20 protein-coding genes are annotated in these 21096 nt (G+C 70.7%); 9 read left to right on the top strand and 11 right to left on the bottom strand.

Annotated elements, in window-relative coordinates:
* Positions 1 to 40 precede the first annotated feature (40 nt).
* The 6 genes from ABZ470_RS13520 to ABZ470_RS13495 all read right to left on the bottom strand — a co-directional run bounded on the left by ABZ470_RS13520 (position 41) and on the right by ABZ470_RS13495 (position 4979).
* Positions 41 to 169 (bottom strand): SapB/AmfS family lanthipeptide, encoded by a 129-nt coding sequence (locus ABZ470_RS13520; protein ID WP_352011527.1) that lies wholly within the window; start codon positions 167 to 169, stop codon positions 41 to 43.
* A 65-nt stretch (positions 170 to 234) separates the two neighbouring features.
* Positions 235 to 366 (bottom strand): SapB/AmfS family lanthipeptide, encoded by a 132-nt coding sequence (locus ABZ470_RS13515; protein WP_352011528.1) that lies wholly within the window; start codon positions 364 to 366, stop codon positions 235 to 237.
* Between the two features lie 40 nt (positions 367 to 406).
* The gene (locus tag ABZ470_RS13510) at positions 407 to 538 is read right to left on the bottom strand and encodes a SapB/AmfS family lanthipeptide (protein WP_352011529.1); all 132 of its coding nucleotides are present in this window, start codon (positions 536 to 538) and stop codon (positions 407 to 409) included.
* A gap of 55 nt (positions 539 to 593) precedes the next feature.
* Positions 594 to 3188 (bottom strand): class III lanthionine synthetase LanKC, encoded by a 2595-nt coding sequence (gene lanKC / locus ABZ470_RS13505; protein WP_362911511.1) that lies wholly within the window; start codon positions 3186 to 3188, stop codon positions 594 to 596.
* A 151-nt stretch (positions 3189 to 3339) separates the two neighbouring features.
* On the bottom strand, positions 3340 to 4110 hold the full coding sequence (locus ABZ470_RS13500) for a histidine kinase (RefSeq protein ID WP_362911510.1): 771 nt from the start codon (positions 4108 to 4110) through the stop codon (positions 3340 to 3342).
* Positions 4111 to 4262: 152 nt separating this feature from the next.
* Complete coding sequence (locus tag ABZ470_RS13495) at positions 4263 to 4979, bottom strand: M50 family metallopeptidase (protein WP_352011532.1); 717 nt, start codon at positions 4977 to 4979, stop codon at positions 4263 to 4265.
* A 279-nt stretch (positions 4980 to 5258) separates the two neighbouring features.
* Here ABZ470_RS13495 and ABZ470_RS13490 point away from each other — a divergent pair, with 279 nt between their 5' ends.
* The gene (locus tag ABZ470_RS13490; RefSeq protein ID WP_352011533.1) at positions 5259 to 5735 is read left to right on the top strand and encodes a nuclear transport factor 2 family protein; all 477 of its coding nucleotides are present in this window, start codon (positions 5259 to 5261) and stop codon (positions 5733 to 5735) included.
* A 19-nt stretch (positions 5736 to 5754) separates the two neighbouring features.
* Positions 5755 to 6894, top strand: coding sequence for a magnesium and cobalt transport protein CorA (locus ABZ470_RS13485; RefSeq protein WP_362775690.1), 1140 nt, complete (start codon positions 5755 to 5757; stop codon positions 6892 to 6894).
* A gap of 189 nt (positions 6895 to 7083) precedes the next feature.
* Here ABZ470_RS13485 and ABZ470_RS13480 read toward each other — a convergent pair whose 3' ends face one another.
* From ABZ470_RS13480 to ABZ470_RS13470, 3 genes are all read right to left on the bottom strand, one after another.
* Positions 7084 to 7476, bottom strand: a complete 393-nt coding sequence (locus ABZ470_RS13480; protein ID WP_362911509.1) for a DUF2730 family protein — start codon at positions 7474 to 7476, stop codon at positions 7084 to 7086.
* A 113-nt stretch (positions 7477 to 7589) separates the two neighbouring features.
* On the bottom strand, positions 7590 to 9800 hold the full coding sequence (locus ABZ470_RS13475; protein ID WP_362911508.1) for a thiamine pyrophosphate-dependent enzyme: 2211 nt from the start codon (positions 9798 to 9800) through the stop codon (positions 7590 to 7592).
* A 287-nt stretch (positions 9801 to 10087) separates the two neighbouring features.
* Complete coding sequence (locus ABZ470_RS13470; protein ID WP_352011537.1) at positions 10088 to 10696, bottom strand: TetR/AcrR family transcriptional regulator; 609 nt, start codon at positions 10694 to 10696, stop codon at positions 10088 to 10090.
* Positions 10697 to 10796: 100 nt separating this feature from the next.
* Between ABZ470_RS13470 and ABZ470_RS13465 the strand changes: the two genes are divergently transcribed.
* From ABZ470_RS13465 to ABZ470_RS13445, 5 genes are all read left to right on the top strand, one after another.
* On the top strand, positions 10797 to 12365 hold the full coding sequence (locus tag ABZ470_RS13465) for a carboxyl transferase domain-containing protein (protein WP_362911507.1): 1569 nt from the start codon (positions 10797 to 10799) through the stop codon (positions 12363 to 12365).
* A 7-nt stretch (positions 12366 to 12372) separates the two neighbouring features.
* Positions 12373 to 14412, top strand: coding sequence for a biotin carboxylase N-terminal domain-containing protein (locus ABZ470_RS13460; protein WP_362911506.1), 2040 nt, complete (start codon positions 12373 to 12375; stop codon positions 14410 to 14412).
* A complete protein-coding gene (locus ABZ470_RS13455) occupies positions 14409 to 15356 on the top strand; it encodes a hydroxymethylglutaryl-CoA lyase (protein WP_352011540.1) in 948 nt (315 codons plus the stop codon). Before ABZ470_RS13460 ends, ABZ470_RS13455 begins: the two co-directional genes overlap by 4 nt.
* A complete protein-coding gene (locus ABZ470_RS13450) occupies positions 15353 to 16516 on the top strand; it encodes an acyl-CoA dehydrogenase family protein (RefSeq protein WP_362911505.1) in 1164 nt (387 codons plus the stop codon). The genes ABZ470_RS13455 and ABZ470_RS13450 overlap by 4 nt, the downstream gene beginning before the upstream one ends.
* Before the next feature lie 101 nt (positions 16517 to 16617).
* A complete protein-coding gene (locus ABZ470_RS13445; RefSeq protein WP_362911504.1) occupies positions 16618 to 16803 on the top strand; it encodes a hypothetical protein in 186 nt (61 codons plus the stop codon).
* Between the two features lie 121 nt (positions 16804 to 16924).
* On the opposite strand, the gene ABZ470_RS13440 is transcribed toward ABZ470_RS13445, so the two are convergent.
* On the bottom strand, positions 16925 to 17485 hold the full coding sequence (locus ABZ470_RS13440; RefSeq protein ID WP_362911503.1) for a MarR family transcriptional regulator: 561 nt from the start codon (positions 17483 to 17485) through the stop codon (positions 16925 to 16927).
* A gap of 81 nt (positions 17486 to 17566) precedes the next feature.
* Here ABZ470_RS13440 and ABZ470_RS13435 point away from each other — a divergent pair, with 81 nt between their 5' ends.
* Both ABZ470_RS13435 and ABZ470_RS13430 read left to right on the top strand, forming a co-directional pair.
* Entirely contained in the window at positions 17567 to 17995 is a 429-nt protein-coding gene (locus ABZ470_RS13435) for a DoxX family protein (protein WP_352011544.1), read from the top strand.
* A gap of 106 nt (positions 17996 to 18101) precedes the next feature.
* Positions 18102 to 18938 carry a hypothetical protein gene (locus ABZ470_RS13430; RefSeq protein ID WP_362911502.1) on the top strand — a complete coding sequence of 279 codons (837 nt, stop codon included), beginning with the start codon at positions 18102 to 18104 and terminating at the stop codon, positions 18936 to 18938.
* On the opposite strand, the gene ABZ470_RS13425 is transcribed toward ABZ470_RS13430, so the two are convergent.
* Positions 18925 to 20901 carry a tetratricopeptide repeat protein gene (locus ABZ470_RS13425; RefSeq protein ID WP_362911501.1) on the bottom strand — a complete coding sequence of 659 codons (1977 nt, stop codon included), beginning with the start codon at positions 20899 to 20901 and terminating at the stop codon, positions 18925 to 18927. The two genes, ABZ470_RS13430 and ABZ470_RS13425, sit on opposite strands and share 14 nt — an antisense overlap.
* Positions 20902 to 21096: the final 195 nt, after the last annotated feature.

Genomic DNA, 21096 nt, shown 5'->3' with positions numbered 1-21096 from the left:
GGACGGCTGCCGTCGCCGGCCGTCCCGGGCATCCGCTTGACTAGTGGCAGAGCAGCAGGCTGAGGTTGCTCGGCGTGTGGGACTCGCAGCCCAGGACGGTCAGCGTGCTGCCGCCGCCGCCACCGTGGCCGCCGGGGGTCTCCAGGGTCTGCAGGTCGAGAAGAACCATGGTGTAACTCCACTTCTGGGGGAAAAGCGCTTACCGGGGGATACGCGAAGAACCTCGGGGGAGGCTCAGTGGCAGAGCAGCAGGCTGAGGTTGCTGGGGGTGTGGGACTCGCAGCCGAGAACGGTCAGCGTGCTGCCGCCGCCACCGCCGCTGCCGCCGCCGGGGGTCTCCAGGGTCTGCAGGTCGAGAAGAACCATGGTGTGACTCCACTTCTGGTGAGCTGGAAGGGTGAGGGGGTCAGTGGCAGAGCAACAGGCTGAGGTTGCTCGGGGTGTGGGACTCGCAGCCCAGGACGGTCAGCGTGCTGCCGCCACCGCCGCCGTGGCCGCCCCCGGGGGCTTCCAGGCTCTGCAGGTCGAGAAGTACCATGTGATCTACACCTCCTTCGATCTTGGTGTTCGTGGGAGTCGAGGTCGCTCGGCGGTCACGCAGGCGTTGCCTTGGTCAGGGAGCCTGCGCCGCCGGGCGGCCCGGTAAAGGGGAGGAACACCGGCTCGTCGCGCAGCACGGTGCTCATCGCGAAGAGGACTCCGGCCGTGCCGGTCGCGAAGTCCATGGAGAGCCGCATCAGCTGGTCACCGGGGAAGGCCAGGCCGCCCGCGTACGGCAGGGCGTGCCAGCCGAGCCCGCTCAGCTGCGCGGACACGAGGTCGTTCAGGGCCGTTGAGCCTCCGGTCCTGGCCCGTCCGGCGCCCAGGGCCACGATCATGCCGGCGCGGCCGGTGAACAGGCCCGGCTGGACGTAGAAGCCGGCCCCGGTGACACGCTCGCAGCCGTCGAGGGCGGTCCTGAGGTCCGCGTCGTCGCGGTGGGCCAGATAGCGGCCCAGCGCCAGGGCGATACCCACCGACCCCTCGTCGAGATAGGGCAGGACGCGCCAGCCCTGGGTGACCTGGAGGGAACCGTCCTCGCTCGTGGTGCACCGCCGCAGGTCCTGGCGGAGCGCGACGGCCGCGCCGTCGAGCATCGAGGGGTCGCCGCCACGCTCGTAGGCGTGGGTGAGGAGCAGGGCCGGGCCGCTTGAGCCGTACATCAGTCCCGCGCGGGGGTTGCTCCCGCCGCTGATCTCGGGCACGTCGCCGGGGCCGCCGAGCCGGTCGGCGCAGACACGGGCGATCCGGTGGGCCAGCTCGGTCAGGCCCGTCTCGCCGGTCGTCTCGCCCAGGTGGAAGAGGGTGAGCCCGATGCCGGACAGGCCGCCGAACAGGCCCAGGTCCAGGGCCTCCCACTTCTCCCGCATGCACCGTTCGACGATGTCGAGCGCGTCCTGGCGGTGTCCGAGCAGGTCGAGCACGTACGCCACCCCGTGCAGGCCGTCGTAGAAACCGAGGCCGGTGCCCGGTTCGGGGTCGAGCGCCCCGCGCCGCAGCCACTCCTCATACTCGGGGAAACGGCCGCAACCCGCCCGTTCCAGGGCGTAGAGCACGCCGGCCGCGCCGTGGGCGACGCCGAGACCGCCGCCGGGACGGAACTGGGCGATGTCGCCGGGGAAGAGACGGTCCTTCCGCCCGGGGGTCGCACTGGCCAGGATGGCCCTGGCCAGCGACTCCCTGACCTCCGGCCAGCCGTCGCTCTCCGGCCGGGGGATTCGGGTGGGGGTCGTCTCCGTCGCGCCGAGGATGGTCGTGACGGCCTCCTCGACCACCTCGGGCGGCACCGGGAAGGTCCGGGTGACGAGCTCGCCCAGGTGCAGGACCTTGGCCCGGTCGAGCGGGAGCATGATGGTCAGCTGCGGCGCGAACAGCCCGAGGCACAGACAGGCCAGGGCGTATTCGTCGATCTCGACGCCGTTGCGGTCGCGCGGCGCCCCGAAGGCCGGGTGGCCGAGACTGGCGCGGGCGTTGTCCTCGGCGAGCGTCGCCACCTCGTAGTCGATCAGGACGAGGCGTCCCTCCTCGGTGAGGAGGATGTTGTTCGGGTGCAGGTCGCCGAAGACGACGCCGCGCTCGTGCAGCGCCCGGACCGCCTGCCTGACCTTGGGAAGCATCTCCAGCGCCCAGGCGGTGTAGCCGGCGACGGCCTCCTCGTCGCGGACCGCCCTGGTCAGGGGGTAGCGCTTCACCAGGTGCCGCTGCAGGGGGTTGCCGTCGACGAACTCCTGCACCAGGAAGTGGTGCTCGCCCAGTGTGAAGTAGTCGAGCAGTTCGGGCACCGCGTCGAGACCGGCCAGCCTGCGCAGCATGTCGCGTTCGTGTGCCAGTCGTGCGACCGCGTCCCGTCCCGCGGCGTCGAGCCCGGCGTGCGGGCGCCCCTCCTTCAGCACGACCCGTCGCCCGGTGCCCCGGTCCCGTCCCAGGTAGACACCCCCGCCGTTGGAGAACTGCAGCACACTCTCGATCTCGTACGGCAGGCCGCCGGTGGTGACCGCGTTGCGGGCGGCGAGGTGGGATTCGAGGAAGGCGGGCAGCCGTACCCAGGAGGGGAGACTGAAGGCGGGGCCGCGGACGTCGGGCACGAGACGCCCCGCGTCGTCCTCGACGGCCAGCACCAGCTCGCCGTTGTCGGCCACGCAGTGCCTGGGCACGAAACCCCCGTAGCGCACGAACAGCGGGCCGTCGCCGTAGCGCAGGTCGCTGAGCACGTAGGGGCCCCTGACGCCGCGCAGCAGCTCGTCGAGCTCCTTCAGGACCAGTTCGAGCTGGGCCTCGTCGACGGGATAGATCGTCACGAGCTTGCCACTCGACCCACGGGCGGCGGCCTTGGAGTTCAGCATGGCCATGATCGGCAGGCTGCGCAGGAACTTGAACGCCACACCCCGGGGCACGCAGTAGTCCCACACGACCTCAAGGGCGCGCTCGGCGTCCTCGACGCACGCCGAGACGTGGATCTTCCACCCCTGGGCGGGCGTCCTGCCGTCGGCGGGCGCGTAGTGCATCCAGGTGTCGCCGGCCTGGTGCCTCCAGCCCGGCGGCACCTCCCGGGTCGCCTGGGGGAAGTCGGTGTGCTCTCCCCGGGAACCGTCGAGGGTGTCGTAAAAGATCCGGTCAGCGAGACAGTAAACCTCATACTGGGCATTCACGGCATTCTCCCTGCTGTCTTCCAGAAGGAAGAATTCCGGATAACCAGAGAAATGACTAGTTACAAACTCCATGGGTCGCATATGTAAAATTCACAGGTTTAATCGCGAGATTGGGTGCTACCTGGGCATTTAGGGTATAAGTGAAAATTATTCAGAAAAACTTTTCCGGTACCTCGGCGACGAGCCGGAACCAGCCGTCCTCACCGGCCGTCGCCCGCAGCGTGCCGCCGATCCCGGTGACCCGGTGCCGCAGGTTGCCCAGCCCGTTCCCCGCGGTCTCCTCTCCGCCCGGCCACTCCCCAGGTGGTGTCCCGTCCGGCGCCCCGTGCGGTGCACTGCGCGGTGCACTGCGCGGCGCTTCGTAGGGCGCCCCGTCGTTGGCCACGCTCAGCCGCAGCAGGCCGTCCCGTCCGGTCAGCTCGATCACACATCTGCCCGGGTCGCTGTGCCTGAGCATGTTCGTGACCGCCTCGCGGACCACGGTCCCCAGCACCGCGCTGACGTCCTCCGGCAGTCCCGGCCGTCCGAGGCTGACCGAGCAGTCGATCCCGAAGCCCGTCAGCAGGGCCTGAGCCCGGGTGCTCTCCCCCCGCAGCGACAGCCGCCGGCTCCCCCGGGAGACGTGACGTACGGCGTGTGCGGCGCGCCGTACCGCCTGGAGCGTCTCGGCCAGTTCCTCGCGCAGCCGTTCGTCGTCCGCCGCGTGCCGGTAGGCCAGCTCACTCTTGATCGAGGCCAGCCAGAGCCAGTGCCCGGCGAGGTCATGGATGTCGCGGGCCAGTTCCTCCCGGGCATGCCGTACGGCTCTGTCCCGCTCGGCGCGCAACCGTCCGACCCTGAGCGCCAGGGCGATCGTGACGCCCAGCGAGACCAGCAGGGCCCCCACCGCGACCGCCGTGACGGCGTACAGCTGGTGCGGCATCAACGACCCTTGTGCGGCAGGTGCATATACGGCAATAAAGGCAAAAAACCGTTTAACTGTCAATGAATGAGAACGTCATTCGGCGGGGAACGGCGTGAAACGGCGACGCGGGCCGTGCCCTTTTCCCCGCCTTCACCGGCGGGACGTGAGGGTCAGCGCGACGGCCAGGCAGGCAGCGGGCTCAGCAGCCAGGCGCCGAAGGCCAGGCAGACGATCGCGACCAGCAGGAAGAGGAAGATCCAGAACCCGGCGGGCAGGACGGTCAGCCGGGCGAGCTGGTCGGCGTCGGAGTCGGGAGTACGGCTGTGGCGGCGCTTGCGGCGCAGCTCCAGGATCGGCCTGACCCCGCCGAACAGCAGGAACCACACGGCGAGCTGGGCCAGGACGGCGTCGACGGCGGGCGGGGAGTACCACGTCAGGGCGAAGATCGCCCCACCGGTCGCCAGCAGGCTCACCACGCCGAAGAGGTTGCGGATCAGCAGCAGCATGCACAGCAGCAGGCCCAGCACGATCGTGATCAGCGCCGTCACGTGTCCCGCGGAGACCAGCCACGCCCCGCCGAGCCCGAGCAGGGAGGGGGCGACGTATCCGGCGGCGGCGGTCAGGATCATCCCCGGCCCCGTCGGCCTGCCCCGGGTCAGGGTCACGCCCGAGGTGTCGGAGTGCAACCGGATGCCCTGCAGCTTGCGCCGGGTCAGCAGCGCCATCAGCGCGTGCCCGCCCTCGTGCGCGATCGTGACCAGGCCACGGGACAGCTGCCACGAGGTGGGCCAGGTCACCACGGCCAGGGCCACCAGCGCGGACAGCAGCACGGCCCATCCGGGCGGCTCCGTCTGGACCCTGGTCAGGGCCCTCCAGACCTCCGACAACGACCATCTCTCCTTAGAATCTTCCGAACCCTTCGAGTTCCCTGACTCCCTCAGGCCTTTCGCGGTGCCGGAGCAAAGCGTCCCACGACATCCGGTGTGCTGGCGATAAAGCCGTGACAGGACGGTCCCGGCCGGTTCGCCCGCCGTACTCCCGGGTGTCCCTCGGCGGTCACCTTCACCCCCGAACCTGGGGTTCCCAATCTCACTTTCAGGGCTGTCACCAGGCCCGGTCCCCGCCTAAACTCGGTCAGCGGAACATCCGTGATCGGGGGAAATCACGTGAACGATCAGAATGCCGGGCTCATCAAGAGCTTCTACGCGGCCTTCGCCCGCGCAGACCTCGACTCCATGGAACGGTGCTACCACCCGGAGGTCACCTTCGGCGACCCCGTCTTTCTGGAGCTCGAAGGCAGGAGCAGGGTGATGGGCATGTGGCGGATGCTGCTGAGCGGTGAGGGCGGCGTCGCCGTGTCCGTCAGGGACGTCACCGCCAGGCGTTACGACGGCGCGGCGCACTGGACCGCCCGCTACGTCTTCGGCAGGACCGGCAGGCCGGTGATCAACGAGATCGACGCCCTGTTCAGGTTCGAGGACGGCCTGATCGTCCGGCACCACGACGAGTTCGACTTCAGGCGCTGGTCCAGGATGGCGCTGGGCAAGCCGACCGGCCTGCCGTTCGGCTGGACATCGGTGTTCCGGGACACGATCCGGGGCAGGGCGATGCGGTCACTGGAGGACTTCATGAGGGCCGGATGAGCCGGATGAGGAGACAGGCGTGGCCGATCGGCAGATGCGCAGCATACTGAGCCTGGTACGCGGGCGTTCCGGAGGAGAGCGTGACTCTCCCGAGCGTTCCATGGACCCCCGGGCGGACGATCAGCTGCCCCCGCCTCGCTCACACGTCATCGACAGCGCGATCTACGTGAACGGTCTCAGGGACGTGACCCCCGAGTCCCTGCCCGAGGCCTTCGAGTTCCTGAAGAGGACGCCGGGCAGCATGGCCTGGATCGGCTTCTACCGGCCGGAGGACTCGGTCATCGTCAACGTGGCCGAGGAGTTCGACCTGCACGAACTGGCCGTCGAGGACGCCATCGTCGCCCACCAGCGGCCCAAGGCCGACCGCTACGGCGACACGCTGTTCGTGGTGCTGCGCCCCGCGAGATACCTCGACGAGGCCGAGGAGGTCGACTTCGGCGAACTGCACGTCTTCGTCGGCCAGAACTTCGTGATCACCGTACGGCACAGCGAGACCCCGGACCTGTCCCAGGTCCGCAGGAGGATGGAGAGCGACCCCGAACTGCTCGCCAAGGGGCCGCAGGCGGTGTTCTACGCCATCCTGGACGCGGTCGTCGACGGCTACGCGCCGGTGGTCGCTGGGCTGCAGAACGACATCGACGAGATCGAGGTCGAGGTCTTCAGCAACAAGCCGGGCGTCTCCCGCCGCATCTACGAGCTGTCCCGCGAGGTGATCGAGTTCCAGCGCGCCACCCAGCCGCTGCTCGGGATGGTCGAGGGGCTCATCGCCGGGGCGCCCAAGTACGGGATGGACGAGGAGGTGCAACGGCACCTGCGCGACGTCGCCGACCACGCGATCACCGTGGCCGAGCGGGTCAGCGGCTTCCGGCAGATGCTCCACGACATCCTCGTGGTCAACTCGACCATGGTGGCCCAGGCCCAGAACGAGCACATGACCAACCTCACCGAGGTCAGCAACGCCCAGAACGAGGAGGTCAAGAAGATCTCCGCCTGGGCCGCGATCCTCTTCGCCCCGACCCTCGTCGGCACCATCTACGGCATGAACTTCGAGGTCATGCCGGAGATCCACTGGTGGTTCGGCTACCCGTTCGCGGTGCTCCTGATGGCGGCCGTCTGCGTGACCCTCTACATCGTCTTCAAACGCCGTGACTGGTTGTGACCGAACCGGCCGTCCGCGTTTTCCGTGTTTTCCGCCCGCTGTGAAACGCCTTTCCCGTACGGCGCCGCCGCCGGGCGGACGGTGTTCTCACCGGATCGGGTAAATGAATTTGTCGACGTTTCTGTGAAACCCGGGGACACGACGGGGCCCCGGCGCACGGCCGGGGCCACAGGGAGGTTGCGGGGCCGCTCAGCCGAGCTTGGCCAGGATCAGGTCGAGCTTGTCGTCCATGGAGTCCATCCGTTTCTCCATGGCGTCCATCCGGCCGCCCAGGCCTCTCACCTCGGCCTCCAGGCTGTCCACCTTGGTCTCCAGGCCGCCCACCCGGACGCCCAGGTTCCTGACCTCGGTCTCCAGGCCGTCCACCCGCGCGGTGAGCGCGACCAGGTCGTCCCCGGTGGCCATCCTGTTCATGATCTCTTCGAGCACGGAGGAGGTGTACGTCATGATCTCCTCCCGGATGATCACGGGCAGGTTGCCCAGCGTCCCCTTGATGCCGGCGAGATCCGAGCCCGTCCTGAAGGCCCAGGATTCGAGCGCCGCCACTCGCCGGCAGGTGCTCGTCGTCGCCACGTCGGTCATGCTGTCTCCTGGTCGGGGAAGCCTCCGTCGAACGGCGGGCCGGGCGACGGAGTCGTCACAGTGCGTGGCCAATCGAACACCGCCGACGACGGGGCGGGGGCGGTTTCGCGCGGTCAGCCCAGCAGTTTGCGGGCGGCGTCTTCGATCTCGGCCTCGGAGAGCAGCACGTGCCTGGCCGCCTCCCCCAGCGGGACGAAGCTGTCGGAGGAGGTCACCCGGGCGATCCGGCCGGTGAACCCGGCGTCGAGCAGTTCGGCCACCACGCTCTCCGAGACGCCGCCCGAGCGACGGGTCTCGTCGGCGATCAGCACCCGGCCGGTCAGCTCCGCCGCGCGCAGCAGGTCCTCGACCGGCAGCGGGGACAGCCAGCGCAGGTCGAGGACGCGGCAGCCGTACCCCTCGGCGGTGAGCCTGACCGCGGCGCGCAGGCTCATGCGCAGGCCGTTGCCGAAGGTCACGATGGTCAGGTCGCGGCCGTCGCCGTAGCTGCGGGCCCTGCCGATCGGGACGTGCGTCTCGGCCCAGCGCGAGGGCGGCACATACGGCGAGAGCCAGCCGTTGTCGCCCTCCTCGAACAGGTCACGGGTGTTGTACAGGGCGATCGGCTCAAGAAAGACGCACACACTGCCGTCGGTTCTGGCGGCGGCCACGCAGGTGCGCAGCATGGAGGCGGCGTCGTCGGGCCTGGCGGGGGAGGCGACCACGAGACCGGGGATGTCGCGGAGGGCGGCCACGGAGTTGTCGTTGTGGAAGTGACCGCCGAAGCCCTTCTGGTAGGCGTAGGCGGCCACCCGTACGACCATCGGATTGCGGAAGGCGCCCTGGGAGAAGAACGACAGCGTCGCCGCCTCACCCCTGATCTGGTCGAGCGCGTTGTGCAGGTAGGCGAGGTACTGGATCTCGGGCACCGGCAGCAGGCCGGAGACGCCGGAGCCGAGCGCGAGGCCGAGCACGGCCTGCTCGTCGAGGAGGGTGTCGAAGACCCGCCCGGCGCCGAAGCGCTTCTGCAGCCCCCGGGTGACCCCGTAGACGCCGCCCTTGCGGGCCACGTCCTCACCGAAGACCAGCACGTCGGGGTGGGCGGCGAGCTGGTCGGCCAGAGCCCGGTTGATCGCCTGGGAGAGGGTGAGCGGGCCCTCCTGCTCGGGCAGCCTGCCCGCGAAGGCCTTCTCCCTGGAACCGGAGGAGACCGCGCTGGCCGGGGCGACGGTGCGTGGGGTCCGGGGCGCCAGCGGCTCCATGACGTCGGCGGCCGAGGTCAGACGCGGGCGGCGCGAACTCTCCAGGGCCATCTTGAGCAGATGCTCACGCGTCGTCTCGTAGTGCAGCAGCAGTTCATCCGGCGTGGCCAGGCCCGCCTCGACGAGCAGCCTGGCCGTGGCGACGAGAGGGTCGCGCTCCAGGTCGGCGTTGATCTCCCGCTTCGTCCGGTAGGACAGCTCGACGTCCGAGCCCGCGTGCCCCATCAGCCGGACGGTCCGGACGTGCAGCAGGGCGGGGGAGCGGCGCTCGCGGACGTGCCGGGCGGCGGCGAGGGCCACGTCGTGGACGTCGGCCAGGTCGCAGCCGTCGGCGGCGAAGTAGGTCAGCCGAGGATGGCGTGCCGCCTCGACCCAGCCCTGCGGAGTCCGCACGCTGATGCCCAGGCCGTTGTCCTCGCAGACGAGCAGCAGGGGCAGCGCCACCCCCTGGTAGGAGACGTAGCCCGCGGTGTTGAGGGCCGACAGCGCGCTGGCGTGGTTGACCGAAGCGTCGCCGAAGCTGCACACCGTGATCGCGTCGTCCGGCCAGGCCGAGCGCAGGCCGAGCGCTCGGGCGCGTTCGACGGCGAAGGCGACTCCGACAGCGCGCGGCATGTGGCTGGCGACCGTCGAGGTCTGCGGGATCACCGCCAGGTCGGGGTGTCCGAAGACCTTGTGGCGGCCGCCCGCGATGGGCTCCTCCGCCGAGGCGGTCAGGCCGAGCAGCACGTCGCGCAACCCCTGCTCGGGCAGCCGTCCGGCCATCGCGGACCTGGTCAGGTAGAAGGCCCCCGAACGGTAGTGCAGGAGCGCGGGGTCGGTGACGCGCAGCGCGGCCGCGACCGCGGCGTTGCCCTCGTGCCCCGAGGAACCGATGGTGTAGAAGCCCTCCCCCTGGGCGCGCAGCCAGCGGGCGGCCACGTCCAGGAGCCTGCTGCCGAGCTGGAACTCGAACAACTCCCGGCAACGGGCCCCGGTCAGGCTCGTGCCCTCACGCACGGGAAGGCCGGGATCACGCGGGGCCCCCGGGGACAGGGCGGCCACCGCCTCGGTGAAATTGGTCTCAACTGCGTCGCGCGCCACAGCCCGATTATGTCCCCATCGGAGAGTGCCGCACCGGCACCTTGAGGTCTTTGGCGTCACGCCCCGCCCGTTTTGCGGCGTCGTGCCTGATGGGAGGTGTCGTCGGTGAAAACTCACACCATCTGCCGGATTTATCAACTAATAGACCGACTTGTGTGTCTATTAGACCTAATGATGCTTAGGTTTCGGCTGGGCGTATCAATGGAAGAGTGAGGGGCCGAAAGAAGACGCATTCCTTCCCGGACGTCCGGGACGTACGGCCCCGTTCGCCCCACTGTTAACGAACGCTAACTTTCGTCGTCGTTCAGGGTGGCGAGGGCCGTACGGGCCATGCCGAGCAGCAGGCGCGCCATCGCCTCCCCCGGCAGCTCGCCCGCGCTGTGCGGGGTCGAGTTGAGCAGGCCGAAGACGGCGTGCGTCGCGGCGCGCAGGCGGGCGGGCGGGCACGCGGGGTGCAGCTCGCTCAGCACCGTGACCCACTCCTCGACGTAGAGGCGCTGGAGTCTGCGGATCTGGCGCCGGGCGGGCTCGGGGACGTTGCCCAGCTCGCGGTCGTGCACGGTGATCAGCGAAGGATGGCTGAGGGCGAACTCGATCTGGCCGCTGAGCAGGGCGTCCAGCGCGGCCTCCGGGCCGGGGGCGGTCGTCACCCGGTCCGCGGCCGAGGCGTGCAGGCGCTCGCTCACGTCGAGCAGCATCTCGGCGAGCAGCGCCTCCTTGCCACTGAAGTGCCGGTAGAGGGCGGGGCCGGAGACGCCGACCGCGCCGCCGATGTCCTCGATGGAGACACCGTGGAAGCCCCGCGCCGCGAACAGCTGGGCCGCGGCGTCCAGGATCTCCACGCGTCGCGTCCCTCGGTTGCGGGCAGGGGTCCGAGCGGTTGTCACATCTCGCATGGTAGACGCTGACGTTAATGATGACTAACATCGGCGGTGACGTTAGCGACCGTTAACCCGCGACGACGGAGTCGGGGACGGCCCGGACAAGGGGGCTCGCATGAGTGGCTGGCCGGTGCTGCGAAGCGCCTGCGATCCTGGCGGTGAGGGGTTCAAGGGCAACGCGGAGACCAACGAGCGGCTCGTCTCCGACCTGGCCGAGCGCGTCGCCGCCGCGGGGGAGGGCGGTCCTGAGCGTTCACGCGCCAGGCACGTCGCCCGGGGCAAGCTGCTGCCCCGCGACCGCGTCGGCACCCTGCTCGACCCGGGCTCGCGCTTCCTTGAGCTCTCCCAGCTCGCCGCGACCGGAATGTACGGTGACGAGGCCCCCGCGGCCGGGATCATCACCGGCGTCGGCCGGGTCTCCGGGCGCGAGTGCGTGGTCGTCGCCAACGACGCCACCGTCAAGGGCGGCACCTACTACCCCGTGACGGTCAAGAAGCACCTGCGGGCCCAGGAGGTCGCCCTCCACAACAACCTGCCGTGCCTGTACCTCGTCGACTCGGGAGGCGCGTTCCTCCCCAAACAGGACGAGGTCTTCCCCGACCGGGAGCACTTCGGCCGCATCTTCTACAACCAGGCGACCATGTCGGCGCGCGGCATCCCGCAGATCGCCGCGGTCCTCGGCTCCTGCACGGCAGGCGGCGCCTACGTCCCGGCGATGAGCGACGAGGCGGTGATCGTCCGCAACCAGGGCACGATCTTCCTGGGCGGCCCGCCGCTGGTCAAGGCCGCCACGGGGGAGGAGGTCACCGCGGAGGAGCTCGGCGGCGGCGACCTGCACGCCAGGGTCAGCGGCGTCACCGACCACCTGGCCGAGGACGACGCGCACGCGCTGCGGATCGTCCGCGACATCGTGGCCACCCTGGGCCCACGGTCCCCCGCCCCCTGGGAGCGCGTCCCCGTCGAGGAACCCGCGCACGACCCCCGCGACCTGTACGGCATCGTCCCGGCCGACACCCGCACGCCGTACGACGTGCGGGAGATCATCGCCCGGGTCGTGGACGGCAGCCGCTTCCTGGAGTTCAAGGCCGAGTACGGCTCCACGCTCGTCACCGGTTTCGCCCACATCCACGGCCACCCCGTCGGCGTCGTCGCCAACAACGGCATCCTGTTCGCCGAGTCCGCGCTCAAGGGCGCCCACTTCATCGAGCTGTGCGACCGCAGGGGCGTCCCGCTGGTCTTCCTGCAGAACATCAGCGGCTTCATGGTCGGCAGGGCCTACGAGGCGGGCGGCATCGCCAAGCACGGCGCGAAGATGGTCACCGCCGTCGCCTGCGCCAGGGTGCCGAAGTTCACCGTGGTCGTCGGAGGCTCCTTCGGGGCGGGCAACTACGCGATGGCGGGCCGCGCCTACTTGCCCAGGTTCCTGTGGATGTGGCCGAACGCCCGCATCTCGGTCATGGGCGGTGAGCAGGCCGCCAACGTGCTCTCCACGGTCGGCGGCGCCGACCCCGAGGCCATCCGCAGGCAGTACGAGGAGCAGGGCAACCCCTACTACTCGACCGCCCGCCTGTGGGACGACGGCGTCATCGACCCCCTCGACACCAGAACGGTCCTCGGCCTGGCCCTGTCGGCCGCGGCCAACGCCCCCCTCGACCCCGTCGGCTACGGCGTCTTCCGGATGTGATCACCTCATGACACCTGTGACCCAGGCACCCGCCCCGCGCGGCATGTTCGGCACCGTCCTGGTCGCCAACCGCGGTGAGATCGCCCTGCGCGTCATCCGCACCCTCTCCAGGCTCGGCGTCCGCTCCGTCGCGGTCTTCAGCGACGCCGACGCCGACGCCCGTCACGTCAGGGAGGCCGACGTCGCGGTACGGCTCGGCGGAGGCTACCTCGACATCGACGGGATCCTGGCCGCCGCGGCGGCGACCGGAGCCCAGGCCGTGCACCCCGGATACGGCTTCCTGGCCGAGAACCCCGCCTTCGCCCGCGAGTGCGCGCGGGCGGGCCTGGTGTTCGTCGGGCCGCCGCCGGAGGCCATCGAGGCCATGGGCGACAAGATCCGCGCCAAGGCGACCGTCTCCGCGGCGGGCGTGCCCGTCGTGCCCGGCGGCGCAGAACCGGACGACGACCTCGCCGAGGCCGCGGGCCGCGTCGGCTTCCCGGCGCTGATCAAGCCCTCGGCGGGTGGCGGCGGCAAGGGCATGGTGCTGGTGCGCTCGGCCGCCGAACTGCCCGAGGCCCTGGAGTCGGCCCGCCGTACGGCCGCGGCGGCGTTCGGCGACGCGACCCTGCTGATCGAACGGTTCGTCGAGGGGCCGCGGCACATCGAGATCCAGGTGATGGCCGACGCCCACGGCAACGTCGTCCACCTGGGCGAGCGCGAGTGCAGCCTCCAGCGCCGCCACCAGAAGATCATCGAGGAGGCGCCCTCCCCGCTGCTCGACGAGGAGTCCAGGGCGCGGATGGGCGCGGCGGCCGTCGAGGCGGCCAGGGCCGTCGGCTACACCGGCGCCGGGACGGTCGAGTTCATCGTGCAGGGCACGACCGGCGACTACTACTTCATGGAGATGAACACCAGGCTCCAGGTCGAGCACCCCGTCACCGAGCTGGTCACCGGCCTCGACCTGGTCGAACTGCAGCTCAGAGTGGCGGCGGGTGAACCCCTGCCGCTCACCCAGGACCAGGTACGGCTGCGCGGCCACGCCGTCGAGGCCCGCGTCTACGCGGAGGACCCCTCCAGGGGCTTCCTGCCGACCGGAGGCCGGGTGCTGGCGCTGCGCGAGCCCGAGGGAGTCGTCGAGGGGGTCAGGGTCGACTCGGGCCTGGCCGAGGGCGGGGTCGTCGGCAGCGGCTACGACCCGATGCTGTCGAAGATCGTCGCCTGGGGACCGGACAGGGACAGCGCGCTGCGGCGCCTCGACGGGGCGCTCGCCGCCACCGCGGTGCTCGGTGTGCCGACCAACGTCGCGTTCCTGCGGGCGCTGGTCACCCACCCCGAGGTTGTCGCCGGAGACCTCGACACCGGCCTGGTCGAACGCAACCTGGACGACCTCCTGCCCGAGGGGGGCCTGCCCGAGGACGTGCCGGTCGCCGCGGCGCTGCTGCTGCACCACGGGCGGACGCCCGCCGTACCGGCGGTCGCCGACCCCTGGGAGGTGCCGGACGGCTGGCGTCTCGGCGGAGCCGCCTGGACCGTCTGGCGGCTGGAGAACCGGGGCGAGGTCGTCGAGGTCGGGGTGCGCGGGCTGCCCGCGCGCGGCGCCGAGGTCCGGCTGCCCGGCGGGAGGACCGCGCGGGCGAGCCTCGCCCTGAACGGGGGCGACCTGCTGGTCACGCTGGACGGGGTCGGCAGGCGCTACGGCTGGGCCCAGGGGGCCGAGGACACGCTCTGGCTGGGGCGTGACGGGGACGCCTGGGCGCTGACCCGCCACCACCTGGGCGACCCGGGAGACCGGGCGGGAGCCGGCTCGGGAGGCGACGGAGTCGTCCGCAGCCCCATGCCGGGAACGGTACTGCTGGTCAAGGCCGTGGTCGGGGAGCGGGTCGAGCGGGACCAGCCGCTGCTCGTCGTCGAGGCCATGAAGATGGAGCACACCGTGACCGCCCCGGCCGCGGGGACGGTCACGGAGCTGCGGGTCAGGGCCGGGCAGGCGGTCGACATGGACGCCGTGCTCGCGGTCGTCGACGTCGCGGAGGCTTCCGGCGAGGGCGGGGAGGACCGGGCATGATGCGTGAGCCGTACAGGATCGAGGCACGGGGGCTGCCCGAGCGGGTCACCGTCTACGAGGTCGGCCCGCGCGACGGGCTGCAGAACGAGGCGGTCACGGTCCCGGTCGAGGTCAAGGCGGAGTTCGTCGCCAGGCTCGCCGCCGCGGGCCACCGGGTGATCGAGACGACCAGCTTCGTGCACCCGAAGTGGGTTCCCCAGCTCGCCGACGCCGCCGAACTGCTGGAACGGGTGGAACGGGTGCCCGGTGTGCGCTACCCGGTGCTCGTGCCCAACGAGCGGGGGCTCGACCGGGCGCTCGAACACGGCGTCGAGGAGATCGCGATCTTCGCCAGCGCCACCGAGACGTTCGCGAACAGGAACCTGAACCGGACGCTTGAGTCGCAGTTCGAGATGTTCGAGCCGGTGGTCGCGCGGGCGCTCGGCAACGGCCTGCGCGTCAGGGCGTACGTCTCGATGTGCTTCGGCGATCCGTGGGAGGGGCCGACCCCCGTGGCCCAGGTGGTCTCCGTCGGGCGCAGGCTCCTGGACCTCGGCTGCTACGAGCTCTCGCTGGGCGACACCGTGGGAGTGGGCACCCCCGGGCACGTGGCCGCCCTCATCGGGGCCCTGGCCGGGGACCTCGGCGGTCCGGAGCGGCTCGCGGTGCACTTCCACGACACCTACGGCCAGGCCCTGGCCAACACCCTCACCGCCCTGCGTGAGGGCGTGACCGTGGTCGACGCCTCGACCGGCGGCATCGGGGGCTGCCCGTACGCCGAGAGCGCGACCGGCAACCTCGCGACCGAGGACCTGGTGTGGATGCTGCACGGTCTCGGCGTGGAGACCGGGCTCGACCTGCCCTCGCTGGTGCAGACCAGCACCTGGCTGGCTGAGCGGCTCGGCCGCCCCAGCCCCTCCCGGGTCGTACAGGCCCTGGGAACGGCCCCGGACGTCAAGGAGTGACGATGCCCAAGCTCGCTGAGGAATACGAGGACCTGCGAAAGACCGTCGAGGAGTTCGCCCGCGACGTGGTGGCCCCGGTGATCGGGGACCTGTACGAACGCGAGGAGTTCCCCTACGACATCGTGCGGCAGATGGGCGCGATGGGCCTGTTCGGCCTGCCGATCCCGGAGGAGCACGGCGGCATGGGCGGCGACTACTTCGCGCTCTGCCTGGCTCTTGAGGAACTGGCCAGGGTCGACTCCAGCGTCTCCATCACCCTTGAGGCCGCGGTCTCGCTGGGCGCCATGCCGATCTACCGCTTCGGTACGGACGAGCAGCGCGCCACGTGGCTTCCCCGCCTGGCCTCGGGCGAGATGCTGGGCGCCTTCGGCCTGACCGAGCCCGGCGGCGGTTCGGACGTGCCCGGCGGCATGCGGACCACGGCCGTGCTCGACGGGGACGAGTGGGTGATCAACGGCTCCAAGGCGTTCATCACCAACTCCGGCACCGACATCACCGGCGTCGTCGGCGTGGCCGCCATCACCGGGGAGCGGGAGAACGGCAAGAAAGAAATCTCGACCATCCTGGTCCCTTCGGGAACGCCTGGCTTCACCGTCTCGAAGAAGTACTCCAAGGTCGGCTGGAACTGCTCCGACACCCGTGAGCTGTCCTTCACCGACTGCCGGGTCCCGGCGGCCAACCTCCTCGGCCAGCGGGGGCGGGGCTACGCGCAGTTCCTGCAGACCCTCGACGAGGGCCGTATCGCGATCGCGGCCCTGTCCGTCGGCCTGGCCCAGGGCTGTGTCGACGAGTGCCTGCGCTACGTCCACGAGCGCCGGGCCTTCGGCCACCCGATCGGCCACTACCAGGCCATCCAGTTCAAGATCGCGGACATGGAGGTCCGCACCCACACCGCCCGCCTGGCCTACCACCACGCGGCGGAGCGGATGCTGGCGGGCGAGCCGTTCAAGAAGGAGGCGGCCATCGCCAAGCTGGTCTCCAGCAACGCGGCCATGGACAACGCCCGCGACGCCACCCAGATCTTCGGCGGCTACGGCTTCATGAACGAGTACCCGGTGGGCCGTTTCTACCGCGACGCCAAGATCCTGGAGATCGGCGAGGGCACCAGCGAGGTGCAGCGCATGCTCATCGCCCGTGAGCTGGGCCTGTCCAGCCTGTGAGACCCCGTCCCCGGCGCCGCCAGGACGGCGGCGCCGGGGTTCGTGCGTGATCTCCACGTTTCCCGCACGGAATCCGCACGTTTCCGTGCCGGGCTGACCTCATGGAGGTCCCCGGGCGTCTTCAGCCCGTTGCGGTCAGGACGGACACGGCCCGTGACAGGGCGGGGTGCGCCGTCCTGGTCGCGGTCGCGGCACCGCCGGTGATCGCCCTCGCCGACCGGACGCTGCTCGCCTGGCTCCTCGACCACGGCTCCTGCACCCGGCTACCGGGGGTCCATGGAGTGTGAGGGGTCTGCGGGCATGCTGGAGGCCCTTCTTGCCGCGGCGCCGCTGACCCCGCCGCCGCCGGCCGTGCAGACGCGGCTGATCGCCCTCGCCGTACGGCGTGCGAGGCGGGGGTGAGGTCCCTCAGACGGGGTCGGCCTGTGACGGGCTCGGCCGGTCTCCGTTCGGGGAGCCGCCCTGCGACTCGCCTGGGGAGCCGGGCGGTGAACCGTGCGAGCCGTGCGAGCCGTTCGGGGACATCGCCGCGGCGGCCTTCGACATGATGCGCGCCATGGTCGCCAGCTCCTCGGGGGTCAGCTGGTCGATCAGGAAGGCGCGGACGACGGCCACATGGCCGGGCGCGGTCTTCTCAAGGCAGCGCACTCCCTCGTCGGTGAGCACCGCGAGCACGCCCCGTTCGTCGGAGGGGCAGTCCATCCGCTCGACCAGCCCTCGTTTCTCAAGCTGCCCTATCTGGTAGGTCAGCCCGCTCTTCGAGACGACCAGCCTGCGGGCGAGGTCGCTCATGCGCAGCCGCCGCTGCGGCGCGATCGAGAGCTTGGCGAGAATCTCGTAGTGGGGATGGGTAAGTCCAGAGTCGGCCTTCAGTTGCTCCTCGATGCGCCGCTCCAGCAGGTGCGTCGCCCTGAGGTAGGCCATCCAGGCATCCAGTTCACCTTCACTCAACCATCTCGTGTCCGCCACTTTTCCAGTGTATGGGTTGTTCGAATTTGAACCAGGGAGTTAAGGTGGTGGTTCAAATTCGAACGACCATGGGGAGTCCTCATGTTTTGGCTTGAGCGTGCGAGGCCGATCGCGCTGCTGCTGGCACGGATCGGCGTCGGAGTGATCTTCGTCGTCCACGGCTGGCAGAAGTTCGCCACCATGGGCCTGAGCGGCACGACGGCCTTCTTCGAGCAGATCGGCGTACCGCTGCCGGGCCTGGCGGCACCGGCGGTCGCCGTGATCGAGCTGGTCGGCGGCATCGCGCTCATTCTCGGCGCCGCCCTGCCGATCGCCGCGATCCTGCTCGTCCTGGACATGCTCGGGGCGATCGTCTTCGTCCACGGCGCCAACGGCTTCGACGCGGCCAAGGGGGGCTACGAGTTCGTCCTGGCCCTGATCTGCGCCCTGCTCGCCATCGCCTTCAGCGGTGGTGGCGCTCTCGCCCTCGACGACCTCTGGCAGCGGCGCCGTACGGCCGGCGTCTCCTGACGGCCCGCCGAACCTGGATGTCACCTCCGGCTCCATGGATCGCCGGTCCGGTGCGGGCGACAATCGGCACCACGACCGGGGACGACCAAGGAGCCGGGGGGGCGAAGTGGGATGGCTGCGGCGGGTCGTCGGCGACCTCAGGAAGCGGCGGAACATCGACGCCCACGCCCTGACCGTCGTCGCAGTCCTCTACGCCCTGGTTTCGCTCTTCAGCGACAGGCTGGACGACGACTTCAGATGGGCGGTGCTGCTGTCGGGGCTCGGCCTGCTGATCTACCGCTCGCTTCCCGATGAGACCCCCGAGATGGCCGAGGGCGTCCTGTACGACCGGTCGGTCTACGACACGGTCCCGGCGGCGTCGTTGTTCGCCGGGGTGCGTGACGTCCGGGTCTTCGCCCCCTCGGCCGTCAACCTGCTGTCGGCGCAGACCTGCGAGATCCTGCGCAACAGCGTGCTGCGGCGCGAGAACGGCAGGGTCAGGATCGTCATCCTCGACCCCCGCGAGGAGGCGTCGGTCAGACAGGCGTCAAGGCAGCTCGACGAGTCGGTCGAGTTCCCCGTCCAGCGGCTGCCCGCCGCGCTGGAGACCACGATGGAACGGCTGCGGCTGATGAGCCGATGGAAGACCCCGGGCGCCTTCGACTACCGCCTGCTGTCCTACAGCCCCGGTTTCAGCCTCGTGCTCCTCGACCCGGACACCCCGGCGGGCCGGGTGATCGTGGAGATCCACGGCTTCCACAACCTCTCGACCTCCTCCCGCATGCACCTGGAACTGACCCGCGGGCGTGACGAGCGCTGGTACGGATACTGGGTCGAGCAGTTCGACCACATCTGGAACGCCGCCCGGCACGACGTCCCCCCGGCACCCGTTCTCCCCGCCGACGCGGCGGAGGCCGGGGAGCGAACCCTGCAGAACCCGGCGCCGGGCGTCAGGCGGACCTGAGCAGGAGCTGTCCCGCCTGCCCGCGCAGGTGCGGCGGCAGTCCGGGATCGCCCGCCTCCAGCGCGCGGGCGGCCAGATCCGCCGAGACCCCCGTCCTGCCGAGCAGCGCGTTGACCCGTGCGGCCCGAAGCAGCACCGGCCCGTTGCCCGGTTCCGCGCCCGTGGCGTCCAGGATCTCCTGCTCGGCGGCGTCGAGCCGCTGCGCCTGGGCGAGGGCCAGCGCCCTGGCCGCGACCGTGCCGGCCCGCTGGTGGTGCCGCACCCGGTTCAGGTCACGCAACGCCTCATCGGACCTGCCCAGATCGGCGAGGATCTCACCGCGCAACGCCAGCGCCTCGACCGGCGGCTCCCCGGCGAGGTTCACCGCTCCGTTGAGCATCGCGAGGGCGGCGAGCGGCTGCCCGAGCCACCACAGGGCCTGCCCCAGCGCCGACTGGACGAACATGTCGTTCGGGGCCCACGACAGGGCGGACTTGAGCACGTCGACGGCCTCGGCGTACTCACCCTGCGCCAGTCTGAGCCGCCCGTCGGCGGTCAGCGCCCGCGCCACCCCGTCGAAGCGCTGGAGCACCGCGAACGTCTCAGCGGCCTCCCTGAGGTGCGCGCGGGCGGTCTCCACCTCGCCCCGGGCGGCGGCGACCTCCCCCAGGATGGCCTTCACCTCGGCCCGCACCCACACCTCGTCGAACTCCGCGACACGAGCCGCCTCCTCGGCGAGCCTTCCCGCGCTCTCCCAGCTCTGCCTGGCCAGCAGCTCCCGTGCGTCCCTGAGGTAGGAGGCGGGGCGTTCCGGTCCGCGGACGGAGCTGATGAGGCGATCGTGCTGCAGCTCGTACCAGCGGATTCCCAGCCGGTGCTCGGCCTTCAGGACATGACGGTCCTCCAGGGCCCTGGCGACGGCGTTGGGCATGCCCGCGGTCTCCTGAAGGCCCTCGTAGACCGTGTTGCGGGTGCCGTGCTCGGTGACGAAGGCGTTGCGCAGCCAGTATCCGAGCTCCGCGGGGGGCACGTCGTGCTCGGCGGCGACGGCGTGGAGAGCCGTCCTGCAGAACCCGGTGAGGAACCGGTCGACGTTCACGTGCAGGTTCACGTGCTCGGAGGTGATCTCGCGCAGGGAGGGGGGCAGGGACTCCCACAGCGCCGAGCAGACGACCTGAAGCTGGACCGGCTCTATGGACTTCAGGGTCAGTATGGTCCGGTCCCCCTCGTCGTTGGCGATCACGGTCGTCTGGAGGTCGTTGACCAGCAGTTCGGCGGCGCCCCTGGCGAAGAACCGTCCCGTGCCCTCGACCGGCTTGGTCACGGCGTCCAGGGCCGCGGCGGGGGTGAAGGGCAGCAGGTGGAAACGCGCCCGCGACCCCCGGCCCAGCGGGCGTTCGTACGGAAGCACGGCGGCCAGGTGCTCCTCGCGCAGCGACAGCAGCAGGTGGAGCCCCGGATGCTCGTCCACGGCCTGGACCAGCTGGGCGAGCAGGGCGCCGCGGTCCTCCTCCCCGCGAAGCGGGCCGCCGAACAGCTCTTCGGCCTGGTCGACGGCCGCCAGGGTCGGCACGGGGTCACCGTACCGGTCGGTCCGCTCGGGGCGCCCGGCGAGGAACTCGGAGACCGTCAGCCCGGCGAGCACCGACAACGGTTCGTCCGGCGCCCACGCCGACAGCAGCGCCAGGACGTACGGGTTGGCCGTCCCCCTGGTGGAGAACCCGCGCGGGGAGACCCGGGCGATGGGCAGCACGTCCGCCCGCTCGGTCTCGATGCGGGACAGCACCCCGGCGTGCAGCAGGGAGGTCTTGCCGACCCCCGACGCTCCGAACAGCACGGTCAGCCCGGCGGCCTGCCAGATGGTCGCGACCTCACGGGTCTCCCGTTCGCGTGCGAAGAAACGCGCGTGGTCGGCCCGCAGATAGGGACGCAGCCCCACGTAGGGCTGGACGGGTTCACCTCTCACCTGCGCCGGGTCCGTCATGGCGCCCGTCCGTTCTTGTCTCCGCCGGGGCCGTTGGGGAGCTCCGGCGCGGTGGCCAGGAAGATCGAGCCGTACGGTCGTTCGGGATGGAGCGGCTTTTCGCACGATAAGGCGGAGGAGAAGGACGGGCCAGTCGCCGGGGGGATCGGTTCCGGTCTCCTTCGCCGGAGGGAGGGGCGATCGCCGTCGGCCGGG

The organism is Streptosporangium sp. NPDC020072 (genome assembly GCF_040631445.1).
Classification (GTDB): Bacteria; Actinomycetota; Actinomycetes; order Streptosporangiales; family Streptosporangiaceae; genus Streptosporangium.
This window is presented reverse-complemented; position numbering and strand designations above follow the sequence as displayed.

Excerpts from the sequence above, each read along its gene's own strand:
- ABZ470_RS13455 (WP_352011540.1), top strand. The coding sequence starts at position 14,409 with ATGATGCGTGAGCCGTACAGGATCGAGGCACGGGGGCTGCCCGAGCGG.
- ABZ470_RS13510 (WP_352011529.1), bottom strand. The coding sequence starts at position 538 with ATGGTACTTCTCGACCTGCAGAGCCTGGAAGCCCCCGGGGGCGGCCAC.
- ABZ470_RS13435 (WP_352011544.1), top strand. The coding sequence starts at position 17,567 with ATGTTTTGGCTTGAGCGTGCGAGGCCGATCGCGCTGCTGCTGGCACGG.
- ABZ470_RS13460 (WP_362911506.1), top strand. The coding sequence starts at position 12,373 with ATGACACCTGTGACCCAGGCACCCGCCCCGCGCGGCATGTTCGGCACC.
- ABZ470_RS13500 (WP_362911510.1), bottom strand. The coding sequence starts at position 4,110 with ATGCCGCACCAGCTGTACGCCGTCACGGCGGTCGCGGTGGGGGCCCTG.
- ABZ470_RS13445 (WP_362911504.1), top strand. The coding sequence starts at position 16,618 with ATGGAGGTCCCCGGGCGTCTTCAGCCCGTTGCGGTCAGGACGGACACG.
- ABZ470_RS13480 (WP_362911509.1), bottom strand. The coding sequence starts at position 7,476 with ATGACCGACGTGGCGACGACGAGCACCTGCCGGCGAGTGGCGGCGCTC.
- ABZ470_RS13470 (WP_352011537.1), bottom strand. The coding sequence starts at position 10,696 with ATGCGAGATGTGACAACCGCTCGGACCCCTGCCCGCAACCGAGGGACG.
- ABZ470_RS13520 (WP_352011527.1), bottom strand. The coding sequence starts at position 169 with ATGGTTCTTCTCGACCTGCAGACCCTGGAGACCCCCGGCGGCCACGGT.
- ABZ470_RS13425 (WP_362911501.1), bottom strand. The coding sequence starts at position 20,901 with ATGACGGACCCGGCGCAGGTGAGAGGTGAACCCGTCCAGCCCTACGTG.
- ABZ470_RS13465 (WP_362911507.1), top strand. The coding sequence starts at position 10,797 with ATGAGTGGCTGGCCGGTGCTGCGAAGCGCCTGCGATCCTGGCGGTGAG.
- ABZ470_RS13515 (WP_352011528.1), bottom strand. The coding sequence starts at position 366 with ATGGTTCTTCTCGACCTGCAGACCCTGGAGACCCCCGGCGGCGGCAGC.